General features: G+C 61.3%; 15 protein-coding genes and 1 pseudogene. 6 read left to right on the top strand and 10 right to left on the bottom strand.

All coding sequences use genetic code 11. From position 1 onward, the window contains the following. A partial coding sequence (locus AC1DWG_RS28790; RefSeq protein WP_477788688.1) for an AMP-binding enzyme occupies positions 1-659 on the top strand: 659 nt, incomplete at its 5' end. Positions 660-877: 218 nt separating this feature from the next. Here AC1DWG_RS28790 and AC1DWG_RS28785 read toward each other — a convergent pair. Next, complete coding sequence (locus AC1DWG_RS28785; protein WP_477765526.1) at positions 878-1,753, bottom strand: LysR family transcriptional regulator; 876 nt, start codon at positions 1,751-1,753, stop codon at positions 878-880. A 102-nt stretch (positions 1,754-1,855) separates the two neighbouring features. On the opposite strand from AC1DWG_RS28785, the gene AC1DWG_RS28780 reads away from it, so the two are divergent. The 3 genes and pseudogenes from AC1DWG_RS28780 to AC1DWG_RS28770 all read left to right on the top strand — a co-directional run. After that, complete coding sequence (locus AC1DWG_RS28780) at positions 1,856-2,791, top strand: NADP-dependent oxidoreductase (RefSeq protein WP_477788687.1); 936 nt, start codon at positions 1,856-1,858, stop codon at positions 2,789-2,791. A 34-nt stretch (positions 2,792-2,825) separates the two neighbouring features. Then, positions 2,826-3,695: an NmrA/HSCARG family protein gene (locus AC1DWG_RS28775; RefSeq protein ID WP_477765528.1), complete on the top strand. Its 870-nt coding sequence runs from the start codon at positions 2,826-2,828 to the stop codon at positions 3,693-3,695. Positions 3,696-3,828: 133 nt separating this feature from the next. Further along, positions 3,829-4,004: pseudogene (locus AC1DWG_RS28770) on the top strand (IS110 family transposase); the annotation flags it as partial. A 158-nt stretch (positions 4,005-4,162) separates the two neighbouring features. Here the strand turns inward: AC1DWG_RS28770 and AC1DWG_RS28765 are convergent. Next, positions 4,163-4,951, bottom strand: coding sequence for an AraC family transcriptional regulator (locus AC1DWG_RS28765; RefSeq protein ID WP_477765529.1), 789 nt, complete (start codon positions 4,949-4,951; stop codon positions 4,163-4,165). A gap of 85 nt (positions 4,952-5,036) precedes the next feature. Here AC1DWG_RS28765 and AC1DWG_RS28760 point away from each other — a divergent pair, with 85 nt between their 5' ends. Continuing rightward, positions 5,037-6,035 (top strand): bile acid:sodium symporter family protein, encoded by a 999-nt coding sequence (locus AC1DWG_RS28760; protein ID WP_477788686.1) that lies wholly within the window; start codon positions 5,037-5,039, stop codon positions 6,033-6,035. Between the two features lie 43 nt (positions 6,036-6,078). On the opposite strand, the gene AC1DWG_RS28755 is transcribed toward AC1DWG_RS28760, so the two are convergent. The 6 genes from AC1DWG_RS28755 to ribBA all read right to left on the bottom strand — a co-directional run bounded on the left by AC1DWG_RS28755 (position 6,079) and on the right by ribBA (position 13,442). Next, complete coding sequence (locus AC1DWG_RS28755; RefSeq protein WP_477788685.1) at positions 6,079-7,794, bottom strand: amidase; 1,716 nt, start codon at positions 7,792-7,794, stop codon at positions 6,079-6,081. 264 nt (positions 7,795-8,058) lie between these two features. Continuing rightward, positions 8,059-9,213, bottom strand: coding sequence for an ABC transporter ATP-binding protein (locus AC1DWG_RS28750; RefSeq protein WP_477752785.1), 1,155 nt, complete (start codon positions 9,211-9,213; stop codon positions 8,059-8,061). A gap of 17 nt (positions 9,214-9,230) precedes the next feature. Beyond that, positions 9,231-10,040 (bottom strand): ABC transporter permease, encoded by an 810-nt coding sequence (locus AC1DWG_RS28745; RefSeq protein ID WP_007976227.1) that lies wholly within the window; start codon positions 10,038-10,040, stop codon positions 9,231-9,233. A 6-nt stretch (positions 10,041-10,046) separates the two neighbouring features. Next, positions 10,047-10,979 carry an ABC transporter permease gene (locus AC1DWG_RS28740; RefSeq protein WP_223463131.1) on the bottom strand — a complete coding sequence of 311 codons (933 nt, stop codon included), beginning with the start codon at positions 10,977-10,979 and terminating at the stop codon, positions 10,047-10,049. Beyond that, positions 10,976-12,001, bottom strand: coding sequence for an ABC transporter substrate-binding protein (locus tag AC1DWG_RS28735; protein ID WP_477765532.1), 1,026 nt, complete (start codon positions 11,999-12,001; stop codon positions 10,976-10,978). The genes AC1DWG_RS28740 and AC1DWG_RS28735 overlap by 4 nt, the downstream gene beginning before the upstream one ends. Positions 12,002-12,332: 331 nt before the next feature. Next, a complete protein-coding gene (gene ribBA, locus AC1DWG_RS28730; RefSeq protein WP_477788684.1) occupies positions 12,333-13,442 on the bottom strand; it encodes a bifunctional 3,4-dihydroxy-2-butanone-4-phosphate synthase/GTP cyclohydrolase II in 1,110 nt (369 codons plus the stop codon). A 70-nt stretch (positions 13,443-13,512) separates the two neighbouring features. On the opposite strand from ribBA, the gene AC1DWG_RS28725 reads away from it, so the two are divergent. After that, positions 13,513-13,809, top strand: a complete 297-nt coding sequence (locus AC1DWG_RS28725) for a DUF1330 domain-containing protein (RefSeq protein WP_477765534.1) — start codon at positions 13,513-13,515, stop codon at positions 13,807-13,809. A 1,007-nt stretch (positions 13,810-14,816) separates the two neighbouring features. Here the strand turns inward: AC1DWG_RS28725 and AC1DWG_RS28720 are convergent. Together AC1DWG_RS28720 and AC1DWG_RS28715 are read right to left on the bottom strand one after the other, a co-directional pair. Further along, positions 14,817-16,127, bottom strand: a complete 1,311-nt coding sequence (locus AC1DWG_RS28720; protein ID WP_477788683.1) for an ATP-binding protein — start codon at positions 16,125-16,127, stop codon at positions 14,817-14,819. Further along, positions 16,124-16,864, bottom strand: a complete 741-nt coding sequence (locus AC1DWG_RS28715) for a response regulator (RefSeq protein WP_007978356.1) — start codon at positions 16,862-16,864, stop codon at positions 16,124-16,126. Before AC1DWG_RS28715 ends, AC1DWG_RS28720 begins: the two co-directional genes overlap by 4 nt. Between the last annotated feature and the right edge of the window lie 15 nt (positions 16,865-16,879).

The following is a 16,879-nucleotide window of genomic DNA, read 5'->3' as shown; positions in this document are numbered from 1 at the left end:
AGCCAGGCTCTGCGGCGCGTCCGTTCTTCGGCGTGGTGCCGGCACTGGTGGACAACCTGGGCAACATCGTCGAAGGCGAGGCCGAGGGCAACCTGGTGATTCTCGATTCGTGGCCAGGCCAGGCGCGTACGCTGTTTGGCGATCATGACCGCTTCGTCGACACTTACTTCAAGACCTTCCGTGGCATGTACTTCACCGGTGACGGCGCCCGTCGTGATGCCGATGGTTACTACTGGATCACCGGTCGCGTGGACGACGTGCTCAACGTCTCCGGCCACCGCATGGGCACCGCCGAGATCGAAAGCGCAATGGTCGCTCACCCGAAAGTCGCCGAAGCCGCGGTGGTCGGTGTGCCGCACGACATCAAGGGGCAGGGCATTTATGTCTACGTCACTATCAACAGCGGTGAAGAGCCGAACGAGCAACTGCGCCTGGAACTGAAAAACTGGGTGCGCAAAGAGATCGGTCCGATCGCTTCGCCGGATGTCATTCAGTGGGCACCGGGGCTGCCGAAAACCCGTTCGGGCAAGATCATGCGGCGGATTCTGCGCAAGATTGCGACGGCCGAATACGATGGGTTGGGGGATATTTCCACCCTGGCCGATCCAGGTGTGGTGCAGTATCTGATCGACACCCACAAAACCATGAACGCTTCATAAACTACAAAAAAGCCATGTCGAGGATGAAGCTTCGCCCGGTCATTTACCGGGAGGAGCTTCTTTGTCCTGTGGATTCAACCGATCGATGCAACACACTAGATTCTGTGTAGACAGGAGGAGTGTTGCAGATGAAGCAGCGACCTCGGATCTATTGCACCGAAAACCAGAAAAAACTGATATGGGATCGCTGGCAGAAAGGCGATACAGGGAGTGGGCTTCTATCCCTTTAAAACCAGAGACATATCCGGGTATTTCGCGCACATGAAATCGACGAATGCGCGAACTTTCGGAGCAGCAAGACGCCTGGATGTATGCAAGACCCAGAGCGCGGGTTCTACACCCGATACCGTGCCCCACTGGACCAACTCGCCACGGGCAAGCTGGTTCCATGCGATGGACTGTGGAATTAGGGCAACACCACCACCGGCGATAGCAGCATCGCGGATCATCAGTAACGAAGAGAACCGCAGCTTTGGGATCGGCTCCAGGACCAACTGCCCTCCATCGAGACTCCAGTGGGTGGGCTGGAAACTCGAAGTTACGATGCCTGGAATTGGTCTGATTGCGCCGGGCATTGGCTTAGGTACTTCTGGCGCAGCCACTACTACCAGCCGGTCTTTGGCGAAGCACCGGCCGACCAAACTGCTGTCTGGGCTCGGGTTGATCCGGATGGCGACGTCAAATTGTTCCTCCACAAGGTCGACCAGGCGATCCTCCGCCACGACTTCGATTTCGACCTCCGGGTAGGCGGTACAGAATTCGGCGCCAATGCGGCCCATCGCAAGCTGGGAGAACAGGACTGGGGAGGCGACACGCAAGCGTCCGCGGGGTGTCGATACGCCCTCACGGGCCGCCGTCATGGCTTCGGCCACCTCGCCCAATGGACCTTCTGTTCGAGCCATCAGCATTTCGCCAGCTTCGGTGAGCTTCAGGCCGCGAGCGCTGCGCTCGATCAGCCTCACGCCCAGTTGTTCCTCAAGGTCGGAGATTCGGCGCGATAAGGTTGCTTTGGATATGCCGCTCGCACGGCTCGCCTTCCCGAGCCCCTCATTCGTTGCGACGAGCGTGAAATCGATCAGAGCGTTCAGGTTCATGGTGTTCCATTTTTGAAACGAAGTGTCTGTATTTTGGTGTCTCTGCTTTATCTGTGCAACAGCATATCTTCTCGTCATCGGAACTCGATACGAGGAACTGCTATGAGCACCATGCAACGCGCTGTACTGATCCGGGCATACGGTGGCGCTGACGCCGCGCAAGTGGCCGAAATCGACAAGCCAGAACCTGGACAAGACCAGGTTCTGATTCGAGTTCGAGCCGCCGGCGTGAACGGCATCGATTGGAAGGTCCGCGAAGGCCATGTGAGAAATGCCTTCCCGCTTCCATTGCCAATAGTACTCGGCGCCGAAATGGCGGGTGTTGTCGAGGCTGTCGGGCCCGGTGCCTCTCGCTTTCGTGTTGGCGATCGCGTCATGGGCGCGGTGGGAGGGCTGGGTGCGTACGCCGAATTCGTGACCGTCAGTGAAGCGAGCCTCTCCCTTACGCCTGAAAACCTTGATGACGTCCATGCTGCCGCTGTACCCGTCGCAGCCGTGGCGGCCTGGAAGAGCCTCCATCATGCGGGTCCGATTCATCCAGGCCAGCGAATCCTTATTCATGGTGCTGCCGGTGGGCTGGGCGCCTATGCCGTGCAGTACGCCAAGCGGGCAGCCGCCGAGGTCTTCGCAACTGCGGGCACGGCTGACCTGGACTACGTGCGCAGCCTCGGTGTGGACCATGCCATCGACTATCAATCCCAACGTTTCGAGGACGTCGTCCAGGACATTGACCTGGTGCTCGACTACGTCGGGGGTGAGGTACTGGATCGCTCGTGGCAGGTGTTGGCGGAAAACGGCGTCATTGTCGGCACGTCATCACCCGACATTCTGGCGCGCACGCCGGCGAATCGCCGAGGCCTCTGGTTCATGAACAAGCCCGACCCCGAGTTGCTGGAGACGCTGGCCCAGGAAATCGCCAGCGGCACGCTGCAGTCCAGGATCGGCAAGGTCGTTGGTTTCGCCGACATCCCTGATGCCATCGAACGCAATCGCAGCGTTTCACGGACTGGCAAGGTCGTTGCGGACTTCTCTCGCTAATCCACCCTAAGTATCCACTGTAGGAAATTCAAAAATGAGCATTCTCGTTATTGGTGCCACGGGCACCATTGGTTCACTCATCACTCAGGGCCTTGCCAGCGCGGGCGCCGAGGTCAAAGCTCTAGTGCGCCAATCGGGTAAGTGCGACTTCCCGGCTGGCGTCACTGAAGTTGTTGCAGACCTCACCGATGTACCGTCGATGCGCGTCGCGCTGTCGTCGGTGCGCACGCTGTTCCTGCTCAACGCCGTTACGCCCGATGAGGTGACGCAAGCCCTCATCACGCTGAACCTTGCTCGCGAGGCTGGCATCGAGCGCCTCGTTTACCTGTCTGTGATTCATGCCGACAAGTTCACCAATGTGCCGCACTTCACCGGCAAGCATACGGTTGAACGGATGATCGAAAGCTTCAACATCCCCGCAACTATCCTGCGTCCGGCTTACTTCATGCAAAACGACCGTATGGTCCAACAGTCGATTCAGAATTACTCGGTGTACCCGATGCCAATCGGCTCGGCGGGCGTCTCGATGATAGATGCGCGCGACATCGCCGATGTTGCCGTTGCAGAGTTGCTGCGACGCGACAAAGCGTCTTCTGCTCTGGATCGTGTAACCCTGGAGTTGGTTGGACCGCAAGCGCTTACCGGTGCTTCCGTGGCGAAGATCTGGAGTTCCGCCCTGGGTCGCGACATTGCCTACGGCGGTGACGATGTGGCGGCCTTCGAAGGACAGCTGGCTTCATACGGTTCCACCTGGTTGGCTTATGACATGCGCCTGATGATGACGGGTATCCAGAAGTTTGGCATGCAAGCAACTGAAGGAACCGTAGAACAGCTTCAGACCATCATCGGGCACCCGCTGCGCACCTATGAAGACTTCGTCCGCGAGGCCATTGCAGAGGTTTAAACAGCCAGGGCGGTGAGGGCGGGTTTATTTCTTGGCTGGTGCGCCGCCCCCATAAAAATCTGTCCTCGTTCGCCATACCACTACTCCCTCAATGGACGAACGGCGCCAGACATTGCCGGCAGGAACATAGGGTCGACCTGCGCTTTACATGTCTTGCTGGGTCGTAATCCTTCATCAGCCAGACTTCAAGGCACGCTATGACGCTCTTCGGGAGCGAGGCAAGAGCGCGAAAGTCGCGCTCTTGCCTGCATGCGAGTCTTACTGATTAGGCTGAATGCCATGTTGCGGGACGGCACCGAATGGCGGTGACGAGTGGCATGGTGAAGGCAGTTGCTCCCACAGGGTTCGCGGCTATCCGCAGAATCCGCGAGCAACCAACACAACTGTAGGAGCGAGCCTGCTCGCGATGGCGGCCTGATAGGCAATAAAAGAATTGAATTGCTCCCACAGTTTTTCCTGTGCAGGGCTCAGCGAAAAAACTCCCCCGGTGTTTCGCCGAACTGCTGGCGGAACGCAGCGATAAACGCCGACGTCGAGTCGTAGCCACAGGCCAGCGCGACGTCGGTCACTCGCTCGCCCTGTTCCAGTGGCGTCAGGGCGCCGAGCAGGCGCAAGCGCTGGCGCCAGGCGCGAAACGTCAGGCCAGTGTCGCGCAGGAACAGGCGACTGAGGGTTTTCTCGGTGATGCCGAATTTGTCGCTCCAGTGGCTGAGGGTGGTCTGTTGCTCCGGATGCGACTCCAGGCTTTGGGCGATTTGCCGCAATCGGCTGTCCTGGGGCAGGGGCAGCATCAAATCGATCTGCGGCGCCTCAGCCAATTGATCCAGAATCACCTGGGCCAACCGGCCGTGCGGACCGTTCTGATCGTATTCCACCGGAATCTGACTAAAGGCGCGGATCAACTCACGCAACAAATCACTGACCCCCAGCACATGACAGCCCGGCGGCGCCCACGTCGAGACGCTGCAATCGATGTACAGGCTGCGCATTTCCGTGCGCGGCGAGCTGAACACCCGGTGCGGCATGCCCGCCGGAATCCACACCGCACGCTCCGGCGGGGCCACGAAGCGCCCGACGCCGGTCTGTATTTCGAGCACGCCCTGAATCGCATAGGAAAGCTGCACCCACGGATGGCTGTGTCGCCGGGTCAGGGCGCGATTGGGCAGCGATTCGGTGCGACCGTAGAGCGGTCGTGGCAGGCTGGACAGTCCGGGAATACTGCGTCGAACACTCTTGTCATGTCCTTTAGGCGGCATCAGCTGGCTCATCGGCGTTAGTCGGTAATTATCAGGCACGTTAGAGTCGCTTTCACGTACTGGCAACCCCCGGATGATCAACCCCATGACTCGCCCCCGTCTGTTACCCGACAACWTCACCCTGACCCTGATCGGCGTGGTGACGCTCGCCAGCCTGCTGCCCGCCAGCGGTCAGGTCGCGGTCGGTTTTGGCTGGCTGACCAACATCGCCATCGCGCTGCTGTTTTTCCTGCATGGCGCCAAGCTGTCCCGCGAGTCGATCATTGCCGGTGCTGGGCACTGGCGTCTGCATTTGCTGGTGTTCAGCCTGACTTTCGTGCTGTTTCCGTTGCTCGGCCTGGCACTAAAACCGCTATTGTCGCCGCTGATCGGCAACGACCTGTACATGGGCATGCTTTACCTGTGTGCGCTGCCCGCTACGGTGCAATCGGCGATTGCCTTTACTTCGCTGGCACGGGGTAATATCCCGGCGGCGATTTGCAGCGCGGCGGCGTCCAGCCTGTTCGGGATTTTCCTCACGCCGTTGCTGGTGACCCTGTTGCTGAATGTCCACGGCGAAGGCTCCTCGACCCTCGACGCCATCCTCAAGATCAGCGTGCAGTTGCTGCTGCCGTTCATTGCCGGGCAGATCGCGCGGCGCTGGATCGGCAACTGGGTGGCGCGCAACAAGAGCTGGCTGAAGTTCGTCGATCAGGGTTCGATTTTGCTGGTGGTCTACGGCGCGTTCAGCGAGGCGGTGATCGAAGGCCTCTGGCATCAGATTCCGCTGTGGGAACTGGCCGGGCTGGTGGTGGCGTGCTGTGTGCTTCTGGCATTGGTGCTGGTGGCCTCAACCGTGCTGGGCAAGGCATTCGGCTTCAATCAGGAAGACCGCATCACCATACTTTTCTGTGGCTCGAAGAAGAGCTTGGCGACCGGTGTGCCGATGGCCCAGGTGTTGTTCGCCGGTAGCACCATTGGCTTGCTGATCCTGCCGTTGATGCTGTTCCACCAGATTCAACTGATGGTCTGTGCCGTGCTGGCGCAGCGTTATGCCAATCGGCCGGAATCGATTGCGGAACTGATGGCCCAGGTTGATCCCTGATGATCCGGGACTGGAGCGGTAAAGGCTCCAGTCCCGGTGTCGATTACCGCTTGTCAGCCGCCAATGGCGGAGTACGCGGCGGGATCATGCGTTTGTTGCCGGTCGACTCGAACGCCGATGCCAGGTGCAGCAGCGAGGAGTCGTCATAGGCGCGCCCGGCAAACGTCAGGCCGACCGGCATGCCGATGTCCGGCATCACGCCCATCGGCACGGTGACCGTTGGCACGCCAAGGTGACGGATGGCGAGGTTGCCGTTGGCGACCCATACGCCATTGCTCCAGGCGATATCCGCCGATTGTGGATCGATATCGGCATTCGCCGGGCCCACATCGGCGACGGTCGGGAACAGCACCGCGTCGAGACCCAGGCGATCCATCCAGTCTTCCAGATCGATCTTGCGGGTTTTCTCCAGCCCGCGCAGGCCATCGGGCATCGTGCTGATCTGGTCCCACGGGGTGATGCCACGCTCGGCCATGCGCACGTATTCGTCCATGCCGGCAACCAGGTCGCCCTCGCGGTTGGGCAGGGTGCCCGGGTCGTGAGGGAAGATCTGCGGGCCGTCGACATCGACCAGACGGTTCAATTTCGGATCGCCGTTCGCTTGCAGGAAATCATCGAACGCCCAGGCGGTCAGGTCCCACAGTTCGTGGTGCAGGAATTCCTTGGAAACGATGCCGCGATTGAACACGGTCGGCGCGCCAGGACGATCGCCTTCGCAATTGGAAACCAGCGGGAAATCCACGTCGATCACTTCGGCACCCGCGTCTTCGAGGGCCTTGCGTGCCTGTTCCCAGAGCCCGATCACCGAAGGACGGGTGTTGATGCGTTGGCCGGTCGGCCCACCGATGCCCGGCGCTTCGGATGTGCCGGCTTCAGGGTCGGCGTTGATGTACATGCGTGGAATGCCGAACTTCTTGCCTTTGAGCGCCTCGCTGTTGGCGGCCAGCGCCGCGTAGGATTTGGGGCGCACCAGGGACGAGCTCGGGATCGGCACCCAGGGTTGCAGGCGCCACAGGTCGCCACGGGTGTCCGGGTCATCGGCGACCACCACGTCGAGCACTTCGAGCAGGTCGGCCATGGTCCGGGCAAACGGCACGACCACGTCCATGGTCGGGGTCAACGGCCAGTTGCCGCGCACCGAAATCACTCCGCGCGAAGGCGTGTAGGCGCACAAGCCATTGTTCGAGGCCGGTCCACGGCCGCTCGACCAGGTTTCTTCCGCCAGGCCGAAGGCCGCGAAACTCGCGGCAGTGGCCGTACCCGCGCCGTTCGACGAACCGGAGGCGAAAGGGGCGGTGAGGTAATCAGCGTTGTACGGGCTTTCGGCGCGGCCGTAGACACCGCGCTGCATCCCGCCGTTGGCCATCGGCGGCATGTTGGTCTTGCCCAGGCAGATCGCCCCGGCGGCGCGCAGGCGCTCGATGGTGAACGCATCGCGATAGGCGACCAGGTCCTTGAAGGCCGGGCTGCCGGAAGCGGCGGTGAGGCCCTTGACCAGATAGCTGTCCTTGGCGGTGTAAGGGATACCGTCCAGCGCTCCCAGCGTCTGGCCCTTGGCGCGACGGGCGTCGGACGCCTGCGCTTCGGCGAGCGCCTCGGGGTTGCGCACCACGACCGCGTTCAGCGCGGTGGGGGTTTCGGGGCCGTCATAGGCGTCGATCCGCGCGAGATAAGCCTGGACCAGTTCAACCGAGGTGGTCTGGCCGGATTCGAGCGCGGCGCGCAGCTCGGCAATGGAAACTTCGGTAACTTCGATCATGCTGCCACCGCCGCTTGCAGGTGGAGGGTCCCAAACACTTCAGTTTTCTCGAAATGGACTTTCATATCGTTATTCTCGTTGCACTGTGTGGCACGACAGGGTCGGGTGTTAAAAATACTGAGCACTATTTAGCATTAAACCGGGATTTTAGGAATAAGTTGTCCAATTTATCTTACAGGCGACAGAAAAAAGGCCACCACAACCCGACGTTGTGGTGGCCCGAGGGTGACTCATTATAGTGGCCCGCGCGCGCAGGCCAATGGATCAGTGAGCGCCGGCGGCCTTGTTCAGGTCGCTTTCGGCCCATTCGGTGTAGACGCAGGCATCGGCGGTGGCCCAGCGCACCCGCACCGGGTCACCGGCCTTGAGCGGCATGCCGGCGGCGGACAGTGCCTTGACCGTCATCGAGGTACCGCCCGCGGTGACCACGCTGCAGGTCTGGCTTTCGCCGAGAAACAGCACTTCCACGACCTTGGCCGAGACTTCGTTCCAGCCGGCGGCCAGCGGTTCGGCAAGGGCTTGTTCATTGCTCAGGGCCAGGGCTTTTTCCGGACGCACCATCAGCAGCACGTCCTGATCGGTGTGCAGGCCGGCCGTGAGTCGGATCGACAGCGCCTGGCCTTCGAAGGTCGCCACCGCATTACCCTGGGCCTTGAGCTTGAGGAAGTTCGAGTTGCCGAGGAACGAGGCGACAAAGGCGTTCGGCGGATTCTGGTACAGGTCATAGCCGCTGCCGAGGCCGACGATTTTGCCGTGGCTGAAAATCGCGATGCGCTGGGACAAACGCATGGCTTCTTCCTGATCGTGGGTCACGTAGACGATGGTGATGCCCAGGCGCCGATGCAGTTGGCGCAGTTCATCCTGCAAGTCTTCACGCAGTTTCTTGTCCAGTGCACCGAGGGGTTCGTCCATCAACAGGATGCGTGGCTCATAAACCAGCGCCCGTGCAATGGCGACTCGTTGCTGCTGGCCACCGGAGAGTTGCGAAGGGCGGCGATGGGCAAATTGCTCAAGCTGCACCAGCTTGAGCATCGCATCGACCCGGCGTTCGCGTTCGGCGGCGGCCAGTTTGCGAATGGCCAACGGGAAGGCGATGTTGTCGCGTACCGACAGGTGCGGGAACAGTGAGTAGCGCTGGAACACCATGCCGATGTCGCGTTTGTGCGGCGGCACGTTGACCAGCGACTGGCCGTTGACCAGAATCTCGCCGCTGCTCGGGGTTTCGAAGCCGGCAAGCATCGACAGCGTGGTGCTTTTGCCCGAGCCGCTGGAGCCGAGGAAGGTGAGGAATTCACCGTCCTTGATGTCCAGCGAGATGTTGTCCACGGCGGCGAAGTCGCCGTAGTGCTTGTTCAGGTTACGCAGGCTGACCAGGGGCTTGTCATTTTGCTGCGCGGAATCTTTGATCACTGCACTCATGTCGTACTCCTGGGCGCTCAGGCGCTGATTTCGTTGCGCCGGCGCAGAGCGGCGGCAATCACCATGACCAATACCGAGAGGCCGATCAGCAGCGTCGAAGCGACGGCGATCACGGGCGTCAGGTCCTGGCGCAGGGTGGTCCACATTTTCACGGGAAGGGTTTGCAGGGTCGGGCTGGCCATCATCACACTCAGCACCACTTCATCCCACGAGACGAGGAAGGCGAAGAGGGCGCCAGCCACCATGCCCGGACGGATCGCCGGGAAGGTCACCTTGAACACCGCTTGCAGGCGCGAGGCGCCGCAGATCACCGCTGCATCCTCGATCGACTGGTCGAACAGCTTCAGCGAGTTGATGATCGAGATGATGGTGAACGGCAACGCGACGATGACGTGGCTGACCACAAACGCGAACATGGTCCCGGTGTAACCCAGTTTCAGGAACAGCGCGTAGACCGCCACGGCGATGATCACCAGCGGCACGATCATCGGCAGGGTGAACAGGCCGTAGAGCATTTCCCGGCCGGGGAAGCGGCCACGCACCAGGGCGAAAGCGGTCGGCAGGCCCAGCGCGACGGCGAAGAACGTGGTCAGCACCGCGACTTTCAGGCTGGCCATGGCGGCGTTCATCCAGTCGGCGTTGGAGAAGAACTGGCCGTACCATTTCAGCGTCCAGCCCGGCGGCGGGAACACCAGCCATTGCGACGATCCGAACGACAGCAGCACGATGAACACAATCGGCAACAGCAGGAACAGACCGATCAGCCCGGTGGTGGCATACAGGCCGAAGCGCATGCGCCGGCTCATGGCATTGGGGGTCAGGAGCATGACGGCTTACCTCGCGTTGCTGGCGCCAACCGGGGATTCCGGCTGAAGCTTCAGGTAGAAGTAGAACAGCACCAGCGTGATCACGATCAGCAACGCGGCGCCGGCACTCGCCAGGCCCCAGTTGAGGAACGACTGCACCTGCTGAATGATGAACTCGGGCAGCATCATGTTCTGTGCACCGCCCAGCAGCGCCGGGGTCACGTAGTAACCGAGGGACATCACGAACACCATCAAACCGCCGGAGAACAGCCCCGGCCGACACAGCGGCAGGAACACCCGGAAGAAGTTGGTCCAGGGGCTGGCGCCGCAGATCGAACCGGCCTGCAGGATCATCGGGTCGATGGCCTGCATGGTCGCCTGCAACGGCAGCACGATGAACGGGATCATGATGTAGCTCATGCCGATCACCACGCCGGTGAGGTTGTGCACCATCTCCAGCGGCTGATCGATGATGCCCATGGCCATCAACGCCTTGTTGATCACCCCGGAGGCTTGCAGCAGCACCAGCCACGAATAAGTGCGGGCGAGCAGGCTGGTCCACATCGATAGCAGCACGATGTTCAGGATCCAGCGGCCCCAGCCGCGGGGCACCAGGGTGATCGCCCAGGCCAGCGGGAAGCCCAGCAACAGGCTGAACAGGGTCACCAGGCCGGCCACCGAGAAGGTGTTCAGCAACACCCGGGCATAGGCCGAGTTGGCAAACAGTTGCTCGTAGTTGCCCAGCCCCGGCACCGGTTCCAGCACGCCGCGCAACAGCAGGCCAATCAGCGGCGCGAGAAAGAACAGGCCGAGAAACAGCAGGGCGGGGATCAGGTTGCTCGATCCGCGCCAGCGCTGGGCCAGGCTTGGCGATTGCGTCATTGCAGCCGCCTTGCCGGCAGCGCCAGGGGCGCTCCCGACTGACGTGGAGGGACGGGATGCGGTTGCCGTCATTTTCATTTGACCAGCCATTCGTTCCACCGTGTCGCGATGGCCGGACCGTTCTTGGCCCAGTACGCGAAATCAAGAGTGATCTGATCCTTTACGTAGGCGGTCGGCAGATTCGGGGCCAGCACCGAGTCCAGGCGCTGCACGCTGTCGACGTTGACCGGGGCGTAGGCGGTCAGGTTGGAGAAGTCGGCCTGGCCCTTGGCACTGCTGGCGTTGGCCAGGAACTTCATCGCCGCGTCCTTGTTTTTCGAACCCTTGGGGATGACCAGAATGTCGGCCATGACCAGGTTCTGCTTCCAGCTTACGCCGACCGGGGCGCCGTCTTCCTGCAGGGCATGAATCCGGCCGTTCCAGAACTGGCCCATGCTCGCTTCACCGGAGGCCAGCAGCTGCTGCGACTGCGCGCCGCCGCCCCACCAGACGATGTCTTTCTTGATGGTGTCGAGTTTTTTGAAGGCGCGGTCCAGGTCCAGCGGGTAGAGCTTGTCCGCCGCTACACCGTCGGCCAGCAGCGCCAGTTCCAGCACGCCAGGGCTTGGCCATTTGTACAGGGCGCGTTTGCCGGGGTAGGTCTTGGTGTCGAACAGCGCGGACCAGTCTTGAGGCTTGTTGGCGCCGAGCTTGCCTTCGTTGTAGCCGAGGACGAAGGAGAAGAAGAACGAGCCGACGCCGTAATCGCTGACGAAGCGCGGGTCGATCTTGTCGCGTTCAATCACTTTGAAATCGAGGGGCTCGAGCAAGCCTTCGGCGGCGGCGCGCAGGGCGAAGTCGGCTTCGACGTCGACCACGTCCCACTGCACGTTGCCGCTCTCGACCATGGCCTTGAGCTTGCCGTAGTCGGTCGGACCATCCTGCACCACGGTGATGCCGCTGGCCTTGCTGAACGGGTCGGCCCAGGCCTGCTTCTGTGCATCCTGGGTGCTGCCGCCCCAACTCACGAAGTTGACGCTTTCAGCCGCCAGCAATGCCTGGCTGGTCACGCTCAGCAGTCCTGCAAAAAAAACCGCGGTCGCACGTTTGTTCAACACCATTTTCACGCCCTCATTGTTGTGTTTATGAGCGGGGCTTTGGAGTGCCCGCCAATCGGGAGCAGTAGGTCCGTCGAGTCAGTGCTGACTGTCCGGTCTATGGAATATCATATTATGGTATTCCAAACTTTGTGCAAGCACTTTGCCGTACCGGCTATCAGCCGAAAGTGGATTTTTTGGCTCTGGGGGATTGGCCTGAGCCCGTCAGGCAGCGCAATCCCCTGTAGGAGCGAGCCTGCGCGCGATGAGGGCGTGTCTGTCGATATCAGTGTTAACTGTCATGCCGCCATCGCGAGCAGGCTCGCTCCTACAATGAATCGCGTTAAACCAAGCGTCAGTCCGTGAAGGCGATACTCTCCACCACCTCCAGGTCATACCCGGTCAAGCCTGCATATTTCAGAGGCGGACCCAGATGACGCAGCTTGCCCACGCCAAGGTTCTGCAGGATCTGCGCTCCAGTACCCACCTCCGAATAAATCCGTGACTGCGAGCGGCTGAACTGCCGGGGCGGCTGGGTCAGTTGCGGCACGCGTTCGAGCAGCGCCTGCGAGGATTCGTGATTGGCCAGCACCACCACCACGCCGTGGCCTTCGGCGGCGACGCGCTGCAAGGCGGCCCACAACGTCCAGTTGGTCGGCCCGCTGTATTCGGCGCCGACCAGATCGCGCAACGGATCGATCACATGCACGCGCACCAGCGTCGGCTCATCGCGACGCAAATCGCCCATGACCATGGCCATGTGGACACCGCCTTCGATGCGATCCTCAAAGGTGATCAGACGAAAGGTGCCATGCACGGTCGGCAGGTCACGTTCACCAATGCGCACGATGGTGTGCTCGGTGCTCAGGCGATAGTGGATCAGGTCGGCGATGGTGCCGATCTTGATCCTGTGCTTGCGCGCGAACACTTCCAGGTCAGGGCGGCGGGCCATGGTGCCGTCGTCGTTCATCACTTCGACGATCACCGAGGCGGGTGTATGGCCGGCCAGGCGGGCCAGGTCGCAGCCGGCTTCGGTGTGGCCGGCACGGGTCAGCACGCCGCCTTCCCGGGCGCGCAACGGGAAGATATGGCCGGGTTGCACGATGTCGGCAGGGCCGGCATGGGCGGCGACAGCAGCGGCCACGGTGCAGGCACGATCTGCAGCGGAAATGCCGGTGGTCACACCGACGGCGGCCTCGATGGACACGGTGAAGGCGGTGCTGAACACGCTGCCGTTGCTTGGCACCATCTGCTCCAGGCCCAGGCGTTTGCAGTGCTCGTCGGTCAGGGTCAGGCAGATCAGGCCGCGGGCTTCCCGGGCCATGAAACTGATCGCCTCGGGTGTGCAGCAATCGGCGGACAGCAACAGGTCGCCTTCGTTTTCCCGGTCTTCATCGTCCACCAGCAGGACCATTTTGCCGAGGCGGTAATCTTCGATGATTTCTTCGATGCTGTTGAAGGCCATGCTGGAGTCTCGGTATTTGTTGGATTGGTAATGTGGTATACCATAATACAAAATAAACCGAGAGGTCACTATGAAGGCTTACTGGATTGCTCACGTGGATGTCACCGACCCCGATCAATACAGCCAATACACTCAGCGGGCGCCGCAGGCGTTTGCCCTGTATGGCGGTCGGATTCTGGCTCGCGGTGGGCGTAGCGAGGCGATGGAAGGCCGGGCTACGCCGCAACGCAGCGTGGTGATCGAGTTCGATTCCTATGAGCAGGCGGTGGCTTGTTATCACTCGGCGTTGTATCAGGAGGCTAGGGGGTATCGTGAAGGGGTGGCTTCGGCTGAGGTGATTATTGTCGAGGGCGTGGCGCCGCTCTGAATGGCGACTGAGTACATATCCGTTGCTGCGGTAACGGCGGCTGGCGGTTTCGCCCTTACGGCGAGTCCCTTTTTTTACAAGCGCCTAAAAAAGTAACCAAAAAAACGCTCGCCCCGAACGTACGGCCCCTCGCTAAGGCTCGGCGTTCCTTCGCTCCGGCATTCATCCGGGGGCATTGCCCTCCGGTCGGCTTCGCTTCGACCTACATGCAATGAGTTCGACTGCGTCGAACGGCGCTGCGCGCCAATCCCCGGATAAACACCTCCGCTCAGCCTGCCGAGGGGGCGGGTGGATCAAGATCAAAAGCTGCAGGCGAGCTAACGCTCGGCCTGATGAGTGGTGAAGAGCGTGGGTGTACGCCGCTCTGCCTTTGCTGTTCTGTGGGCGAGCTTGGTCCGGGCGGCGTTCCGACGAAGGCGGCCTGCCAGCCGACCAATTTCTTTCGAATGTACCCAGCTCAACTGTAGGAGCTGCCGAAGGCTGCGATCTTTTGATCTTGTTTGTAAGTAATAAAGCCAAAAGATCGCAGCCTCGTTGCACTCGACAGCTCCTACAGGGAAATGCGCACGCATGAAGAACCAGGCCGGCCGGTAGGCCGCCTCGCTTTTGCTTTTGCGGTACACGCCCCCTCGTGAGGCCGAGTGGAGGTTCTGCGCAGTGGGCAACCCGGCATGGATGCCGGGTTAGCCGCCCCTGGCCATGGATGGCCGATGGCGGCGGGCCCACGGAGCAGGACCGGAGCGAGGGCATGCCGAGCCTAGGCGAGGCACCGAATGTCAGGGGCAAGAGCCCTTGGTTACTTGGGGCTTTTCCAAGTGACCCGCCGTAAGGGCGGAACCCTAAGTGGCCGTTACCGCAGCAACGGATAGGTACACCCTCAAAAATCCATGCCGCCTGACACAAAGCCATCGTCGGAACGCCGCCCGGACCAAGCTCGCTCCCACAGGGATCTTCAGTGGCCACAAGTCCCGAGTAAACCCGAGAACCGGAACCGAAACCGAAAAGATCTACACCGACAATCGCAACTCCGCACACAACCCGCCACCCTCACGATTGCTCAAGGTCAACGACCCTCCAATGGCAATTGCCAATTGCTGGGCGATCGCCAGCCCCAACCCGGTGCCACCAGTGCTGCGGTTGCGGGAGTTTTCCACGCGGTAGAACGGTTCCATCACTTGCTTGAGTTCTTCTTCAGCGATGCCCGGGCCGCGGTCGAGGATCTTGATCGACAGGTTGCCATCGGCCTGTTTTTCCACTTGCAACTCGGCAGCACCGGCAAATTTCAATGCGTTGTCCGTCAGGTTGACCAGCACCCGGCGCAAGGCGTGGGGGCGGGTGTCGATGACGGTGGCGCTTTTGCCTGTGAGCCGAACGTCCTTGCCCACGTCCTGGTAGTCGAACACCAGGCTGTCGAGGAACGAGTCGAGGTCGGTGCGGCGGCTTTCTTCGGTGGCGCCGTGGATGCTGCGGGCGTAGGCCACGCCTTCGCGGACCAGGTGTTCCATCTCGCCAAGGTCGTTCCACAGTTTGTCTTTTTCGCTGGAGTCGTCCATGAACTCGGCGCGCAGTTTCATGCGGGTGATCGGGGTTTGCAGGTCGTGGGAAATCGCCGCGAGCAACTGCATGCGTTCCTTCAGGTACGCCGCGATGCGTGCCTGCATCGAGTTGAAGGCCTTGGCGGCGTGGGCGACTTCGGTCGGGCCTTTTTCGTCCAGGAGTACTGGGTGCGCGTTGGGGTCCAGGGTTTCGACGGCACCGGCGAGGCGGGTGAGGGGGCGGATGGCGATTCTGACCGCCAGCCAGGAGCAGGCCAGCATCAGCGCCAGTTGCCCGAGCAACACGATGGGCAGCCAGGGCGACAACGGGACCATTGCCGGACGGACGTCGATGGTCAGCGGGCTGCCATCTGCCAGGTTCAAGTGCACTTGAAAATGTTTTTTCGGCCCGGGAATGTCGGTAAAGGTCATCGGGTAATCGTGACCGATGGCGTCTTTGATCGAGGCGATGGCAATGGGCGTATCGGGCATGTCGGTGCGTATGGGCGTGCCCGGCGAACCCTCATTGAGCAGGTAGCTGTAATTGCGCCGCTCCAGTTGTTGCAGCCAGCCGGATCGCTCGTTGGCGGGCAAGCGGTCGAGGATGGCTATGGACGTGGAAACGTCGGTTTCCAGGTTGCCGAGCATGGTGTTTTTCGAGGATTCGTAGCGCTCGTAATACTGCGCGCCGAAGGACAGCGCCTGGGCGAGGATCAGGCCGATCAGGAAAATCAGCGACAGCCGCGAGGCCAGGGTCCGCGGCCAATGCAGCGCCTGCGTCATGATTGATCGCCCAGAATTTCCACCGGCAGGGAGAACACATAGCCTTCGCTGCGCACGGTCTTGATGTAGGCCGGTTCGCGGGCGTCGTCGAGCAGGCGCTGGCGCAGGCGACTGACCAGCAAGTCGATGGAGCGGTCGAACAGGTCGGCATCGCGGCCCTGAGTCAGGTTCAGCAGCTGATCACGGTTGAGCACTCGTTGCGGATGATCGAGAAACACCCGCAGCAATCGATACTCGGCACCGCTCAGGGCAACCATGGTGCCGTCTTCGTCGAGCAGGTGACGGGCCGAGGTGTCCAGACGCCAGCGCCCGAAGGCCAGTAGGCGGCTGGCTTCGGTCACCACCAGGTTCGGCGGCAGCATGCGGGTGCGCCGTAGCACCGCGTTGATCCGCGCCAACAGTTCACGGGCCGCGAAGGGCTTGACCAGGTAGTCGTCGGCACCCATTTCCAGACCGAGGATGCGATCGGTTTCATCGTTGCGGGCGGTGAGCATCAGCACTGGCGTGGTCTTGTGTTTGCCGGCGCGCAGTTCGCGGCACAACAGCAAGCCATCGTCCCCCGGCATCATGATGTCCAGCACGATCAGGTCCACCGGGGTGGTTTCCAGAAAAGCGCGCATCTGCCGTCCATCCGCCACGACCGTGGTGCGCAAGCCGTTCTTCTTCAGGTAGTTGCCTACCAGCTCGCGGATTTCGCGGTCATCGTCAACGATGAGGATGTGATCAACGTGATCCATTGGGCCAAACCTCTG

It is taken from the genome of Pseudomonas sp. P4_B3, assembly GCF_056402295.1.
This window is presented reverse-complemented; position numbering and strand designations above follow the sequence as displayed.